General features: G+C 42.1%; 4 protein-coding genes and 1 pseudogene. 4 read left to right on the top strand and 1 reads right to left on the bottom strand.

Annotated elements, in window-relative coordinates; all coding sequences use genetic code 11:
- The 3 genes from AAFP11_RS29190 to AAFP11_RS29200 all read left to right on the top strand — a co-directional run.
- On the top strand, positions 1 to 349 hold a 349-nt coding region (locus AAFP11_RS29190), incomplete at its 5' end, for a DMT family transporter (RefSeq protein ID WP_341740162.1).
- A gap of 23 nt (positions 350 to 372) precedes the next feature.
- The gene (locus AAFP11_RS29195) at positions 373 to 900 is read left to right on the top strand and encodes a DM13 domain-containing protein (RefSeq protein ID WP_341740163.1); all 528 of its coding nucleotides are present in this window, start codon (positions 373 to 375) and stop codon (positions 898 to 900) included.
- Between the two features lie 368 nt (positions 901 to 1,268).
- On the top strand, positions 1,269 to 3,257 hold the full coding sequence (locus AAFP11_RS29200; protein WP_341740164.1) for a bifunctional serine/threonine-protein kinase/formylglycine-generating enzyme family protein: 1,989 nt from the start codon (positions 1,269 to 1,271) through the stop codon (positions 3,255 to 3,257).
- Positions 3,258 to 3,319: 62 nt separating this feature from the next.
- Here the strand turns inward: AAFP11_RS29200 and AAFP11_RS29205 are convergent, their stop codons facing one another.
- A complete protein-coding gene (locus AAFP11_RS29205) occupies positions 3,320 to 5,149 on the bottom strand; it encodes an ATP-binding protein (protein ID WP_341740165.1) in 1,830 nt (609 codons plus the stop codon).
- A gap of 704 nt (positions 5,150 to 5,853) precedes the next feature.
- On the opposite strand from AAFP11_RS29205, the pseudogene AAFP11_RS29210 reads away from it, so the two are divergent.
- Positions 5,854 to 6,865 (top strand): annotated as a pseudogene (locus AAFP11_RS29210) (CopG family transcriptional regulator); the annotation flags it as partial.

Consider the following 6,865-nt stretch of genomic DNA (forward strand, 5'->3'; position numbering starts at 1 on the left):
TCACCATTTTGCCGAAGTCTTATCACCTTTTCTGTGGCAATGGATGATAATCTATGCCGCGGTTATTGTCGTCACTGGTCAATTATGTTGGTTGGCGGGTTTAAAAAATGCGACTTCAACGGAACTCAACTTAGCTAGTTTATTGAACCCCATTGCAGCTATAATTATGGGTTATTTAATTTTAGGAGAAGCTCCTACTTTCGCTCAATATTTAGGGGGAAGTTTGTTGTTTGTCGGGATGATATTTGGTTTTGTGGGCAACTTATATCAGGCTAAAATAAATCGATCGTTAGTTAACCCCAATCCTCGCGATGCCATGGAAACGGCGATCGGTTTTCGGGGTGTTTAATGTTTTCAGGAGGAACCTTTTTTATGAAACGCCGCTATTTCAACTTTGCTAGTCTTACCTTTGTGTCAACAATCGCGATCGCCTGCATCAAAACCCCTGGCGATCGAGCTACGATCGCGTCATCCATCACTCCTGAAACCACGCCAACTGGGCCAACGACATCACCCGCAACGGCTCAAGTCGCAAAAGTTCTAACTTCTGGCACTTTTGTCGATGGCGAACACCCCACCAAAGGCACTGCCCGCATTGTCCAGAAAGGGAATGAGCGCATTCTGGAACTCGATCGAGCATTTCAAACCTCAACCTCTGGTCCTGATTTAGTCGTAATTTTACACAAATCCCCCGATGTCATTGGCTCGACAGTTCCTCCCGCCTATCCCCTCAAGAAAGGTGACTATGTGTCGATCGCACCACTCAAATCATACAGCGGTGCTCAAAGCTATGCCCTCCCTGCCAGCATCAACTCAGAAGATTATGCTTCGGCCGCGATTTGGTGCCGTAAGTTCAATGCCACCTTTGGTGCTGCCAGACTCCAGCGATCGAGTTCATAGCCCTTTGAAAAAGCCTTTTTATATGTATGAAATGGTTGACTCAATATCTTTATGCCATCAAATTAGATCAAACTATTCTGTCTATGCCAGTTTCACAATATTTAACAAACCCTTCGGCAGTGTTTAATTTTATACTTGATGCTACTGAGGCCCATCGGCTCAGTCCTATTTTTGAGAAATCCAGAGATTTATATCACTCCATTAGCGAGGACGAGGGCAAATATCGGCGCACAGAGAGTGGCGAAAATTAGCCGATCGGGCTAGGATTCCTGCTATTTAAATCTGTTTATAATTTTGATAACTCTATGAGGAGGCAAACACACATAAAAGATATATCATAATCTTAATCGGATCATTTCTTCCCAGATATGTTCTACTGTTCCAACCCCAGGTGTTCTCATCCTTTCAATCCAGACAACTGTAAATTTTGCCAAAGTTGCGGAGTTCAAGGCCTCACACCTTTATTCAGAAACCGCTACCGCGTAATTCGACTTTTGGGCGAAGGGGGATTTGGCAGAACTTATGAAGCAGTAGATACAGACCGCATGGACGACCCGTGCGTAATCAAGCAGTTTATGCCTCAATTTCAGGGAACCTCTGCCATTGAAAAAGCAACAGAACTGTTTCAGCAAGAAGCAAAACGACTTTACGAACTAGGCGAACATCCCCAAATTCCTAGATTAATTGCTTATTTTGAACAAGACCAGCGACTTTATTTGGTACAAGAGTTAATAGAAGGGCAAAATTTACTCGCCGAATTAACTCAACAGGGCGTTTTTAATGAAGAAAAAATTTGGCAGTTACTAGCAGATTTACTACCAGTTCTTAAATTTGTTCACGATCGCAATGTGATTCACCGAGATATAAAACTTGAGAATATCATCCGCCGTCGCAGCTCCCTTAACTCATCTCTCCCAAAAACTAGAACCTTGCGTAATTCAGTTTTCCGAAAAGGAGGGCGAGGAGATTTAGTTCTGATCGACTTCGGTGTTTCTAAACAGGTAACAGGATCGCTGATGAGTAAATCAGGGACCACAGTGGGGACTCGCGGATACTCACCGATGGAACAAATGCGGGGTCAAGTTTTTCCGGGCAGTGATTTGTACAGCTTGGGGATAACTTGCCTGCGGTTGCTAACTAACTGTTTGCCACAAGTTGACGGTTATGATGAGCTTTATGACCCGACTAAAGGCATTGGTAACTGGAGAAAAAAATTACCCCCCCACACAAGTTTAAGTCGAAAATTGGTAGAAGTATTAGATAAATTAATTCAAGATTATCTCATAAATAGGTATCAATCTGCTGATGAAGTAATCAAAGCTTTAAATCTTTATTCCTTACCACCCCAACCACCTCTGTCCCTATCAGCAGGTAAACTTGCTCTCAATTCTGAACAAAATACAGGAGGGTCAATTGTTGTCCAAAATCCTCAGCCTCCCAGGACGCAACGTCCTAGCCATGTGGTTAAAAAACAGGAACAATTTAATAACAGTGTCGCCGTTACCCAGGCTAACCACAATGTCAACTCTCCCAAAAATACCTTTAAATTTGAGTTTTTAACCCTCGACAAAAGAGGTCATCAAACTAATGTTCAACAGGGAAAAGCTGATTTTTTTGAAGAAAATATTGGCAGCGGCTTAGTTATAGAAATGGTGTCAGTGCCTAGCGGTAATTTCCTGATAGGTTCTGCAAGTAATGAGGGAGATAGTGATGAAAAACCTCAGCAACAAGTGACTTTAGCACCTTTCTATATGGGCAAATTTCCAGTCACTCAGGCTCAGTGGGCGGTGGTAGCTTCACTGTCGGAAATTAAAATATTCCTCAATCCCGATCCTTCCCGTTTTAAAGGCGTAAATCGACCTGTAGAAAATATATCTTGGTACGAGGCTGTGGAGTTCTGCGCTAGACTTTCTCGGAAAACTGGTAAGAATTATCGTTTACCTAGCGAGGCCCAATGGGAATATGCTTGTCGGGGGGAAACTATGACGGCTTTTCACTTTGGGGAAACGATTACCACTGACTTGGCAAATTACAACGGTAGTTCTAATTATGCTGAAGCACCGAAGGGAATTTATCGAGCTCAAACAACTGATGTGGGTAGTTTTAAACCTAATGCTTTTGGATTGTACGATTTCCACGGAAATGTTTGGGAATGGTGCGCGGATTTTTGGCATAGTAATTACAATGGTGCACCTACCGATGGTCGTGTTTGGGACTATCGTGGTGACGAGTCGCTGAGGGTATTGCGAGGCGGTTCTTGGAACGATCATGCTCCCAATTGTCGCAGCGCCTGTCGCCTCAGATATCAACCTGATTGTAGGGCTAGTATTGTGGGTTTTCGAGTTGCTCTTGGATAAAATTTCCATGAATCAACTTCCAATTTCCCATCATTGAGGATTTGATGCGCGGCAGTATTAAATTAAAGTTTCGACTTAGTTATTTGGGAAGTGGGAATTGTGATAATAAACACACTACCTTTGCCCACTTCTGATTCACAGCGTAGTGTGCCCCTATGCCTATCAGTAATTATTTGATAGCTTATGGATAATCCCAAACCAGTGCCCTTACCCACTGGTTTTGTGGTAAAAAATGGATCGAATAATCGCTGCTGCACCGATGGATGCACTCCTAAACCATTATCACCAATTTCAATCACTACTTGTTGACGATCGCACAAACTGGTACGAATTGTAATACAACCTTGGAAATTATCTACTTTCGTATACGCCTCTTCTAAAGCATCGATGGCATTGCTCAGAATATTCATAAACACTTGATTTAGTTGTCCGGCGTAACACTCGATCCGAGGTAGATTACCATAGTCTTTAATCACCTCAATACTTAGCCGCTCCGACTTAGTTTTCAAACGGTTCTGCAAAATCATCAAAGTGCTATCCATGCCCTCATGGATATTAACATTCTTAATCTCGGCTTCATCCATCCGAGAAAAAGTTCGTAACGATGTGACAATTCCCTGAATTCGCTTAGCCCCAAATCCCATAGATTCCAAAATTTTGGGCAAATCTTCAATCATAAAATCGATATCGCTGTCTTCCGATTCTTCCCAGGTTTCAGGATGGGTGTCTCTATCGTGCAGTCGATATAGCTGAAGTAGTCTTAACAATTCCTGAGTGTATTCGGTGGCATGAATGACATTGCCGTAGATGAAATTCACTGGATTGTTAATTTCATGGGCGATTCCGGCAACCAATTGTCCAAGACTTGACATTTTTTCACTTTGAACTAATCGGGTTTGGGCCTGCTGGAGATTGTGTAGCACCTTTTCTAAATCAGCAGTCCGCGCTGCCACTCTAGCTTCTAATTCTTCATTCAGAAATTGTAGTGCTTCTTTGGTTTGTTTACAATGAGTGATGTCATTACGAATTGCCACATATTGATAAGGATTGCCTGCTGCATTCAGGAAAGGGACGATGGTGGTGTCTACCCAATAATAAGTTCCATCTTTAGCCCGGTTTTTGATTTCTCCTTTCCAGACTTCGCCACTAGCGATAGTTTGCCACATTTCGCTAAAAAATTCTTTGGGATGATATCCTGAATTAATAATGCGGTGAGTTTTTCCCAATAGTTCAGCTCGCGAGTATTGAGAAATTTCGCAAAACTTGTCATTGATGTAGGTAATCTTACCTTGGCGATCGGTAATAGCGACGATAGAGGATTGATCCAGGGCAAACTTTACATCTGCAAGTTCTTTGAGTGTTCGCTGTAAAGAGTTGTCAGTATATTCTCCTGAATCAAAAATTTTCCTAGGGCATTTTTCTGCATTGTGTTTAATGTGGGTTACTTCGTCAAAATCTACTCGGATTGCCGCCGGTTCAAATTTTATGCCCAAAGCGGTACTAATTTCGATGATTTCTAGAAAACTCGCACATTGATAATCTGTGTCCTCATGCTGTTTAATGATTTCTTCATCAATTTCTAGTCGATCTGCCAGTTCTTTTTGACTAATTTTTGATGCGATGCGAGCTTTAATTAAAGCATCTGGTAGTTTTTTTAAACTTTCAATATTGATTTGAAGGGGCTGTTTTTTGTCGCAATTAATCAGTCTTTCATACTCGGATATTTCTAAGTTTAATTTTTCAATTTTAGTCTGGTAAGATTCTTTGGGCAGTTTCCAGATTTTGCCTTCGGATTTTAAGGCTTCAATACTATCGAATTCAGTGATAAACTGCTGAAATTGTCGCAACCAATCTAAGGATTGCTGGTATTGTTGATGATTTTTGATAGTCATAGGTCACACAATTGTAAAGTTATAGCAATAAGCGGTGGTATATTATTTATTATTGTATCAATTTTCTAAGATTTTATGTAAAGTTTTTATAAATAATTACCTTCTTTTGTTGACCGCGACTCCGATCGCACTCTTTGAGATCGGACGATCGCCTCAGTGATACGATCGATCTGGCGAGCCAATCTCTCTATCCCCCTAACAGCCCTTTACCTCAGCGGTGATTTTCCTCAGTCCGGCTAACCTTTTGTTGTTTTTCGTCCTAGTCATGGACGATCCCTAAGCAAAGGACTTTTGGCAAATTCGGGTTTTAGCAGCATTCCCAGAGTATTTGACTTTCACCCACATAGAGTGTATTAGTCGATCGCGCTCCAAACCAGTGACGGCAAAAAATCTGGTAACAAGCACCCAGATTCATCCCAGGGGTAAGTCGAAAATCAAAAATCGACCATCGGCTCACAGAGTGTCAAAAGTTGGATAGTATTTGAGAAGCTAAACAGCGCCCATGGCGGTATCGTGCCGTAAAAGACTCTGGGCGAGGAATCTAGAAGCGGTTCTACGGCGATCCTGGAACTGAAAATGACATTCACAGCTTTTTGTTCGATTGGGAACGGAATCTGCAACAATTAGTAAGTAACAAAAATTGATTTTAATAGAAACTTCAGCCACTATACTAATTAGTGTAGGTTGGCATGAGGAAAATGCCAATGGTAAAAAAAAGTCGCAATGTAGCTAGTTCAGATCCAGAAAGCAAAGTCAAAATCGGACTTTCGCTCACTCCTTATAGTGCCGATCGATTGAACGCAATCGCTCGCAAGCTGGACATATCCAGGTCAGAACTCCTAGAACGCTTGGCCAAGGGTTCTCTGGAGATTTCTACCGACAAGACAAAAGTTAGTGTAACTTGGAAAAAAACGGAACAAACTCCGGTAGATGTCGCCGAATCCCCAGGGGAAACAGCCGAAGTAAGGGAAATTAATGACACCCAAACGGCTCAAACTCCAGCAGAAAATCCGACGAGTACGCAGCCAAATCCACTGCAAGCAAGTTACGAAAGTTTACAACAACAGTTGACAGAACGAGAAAACTCGATCGCCCAATTGGATGCTCAACTAGCCTCCGCTAAGCAACATCTGGAACAGCAACTAGCTGAAACTGTACCAAAGTCAAGTTACGAATCTTTACAACAACAGTTGACAGAACGAGAAAACTCGATCGCCCAATTGGATGCTCAACTAGCCTCCGCCAAGCAAAATTTGGAACAGCAACTAGCTGAAACTGTACCAAAGTCAAGTTACGAATCTTTACAACAACAGTTGACAGAACGAGAAAACTCGATCGCCCAATTGGATGCTCAACTAGCCTCCGCCAAGCAAAATTTGGAACAGCAACTATCCGAAACTGTACCAAAGTCAAGTTACGAAAGTTTACAACAACAGTTGACAGAACGAGAAAACTCGATCGCCCAATTGCATTCTCAACTAGCAGAAAAGCAAAATATCGAACAACAGTTGCATCAGCAATTGTCAGAACGAGAAAACTCCCTCAACTCCTTGCATTCTCAATTAGCCTCCGCCAAGCAAAATTTGGAGCAGCAATTGCAGCAACAGGAATCTTGGCAACAACAGTTGACAGAACGGGAAAACTCGATCGCCCAATTGCATTCTCAACTAGCAGAAAAGCAAAATATCGAACAACAGTTGCATCAGCAATTGTCAG

It is taken from the genome of Microcoleus sp. CAWBG640, from assembly GCF_020883015.1.
Taxonomy (GTDB): Bacteria; Cyanobacteriota; Cyanobacteriia; order Cyanobacteriales; family Microcoleaceae; genus Microcoleus; species Microcoleus anatoxicus.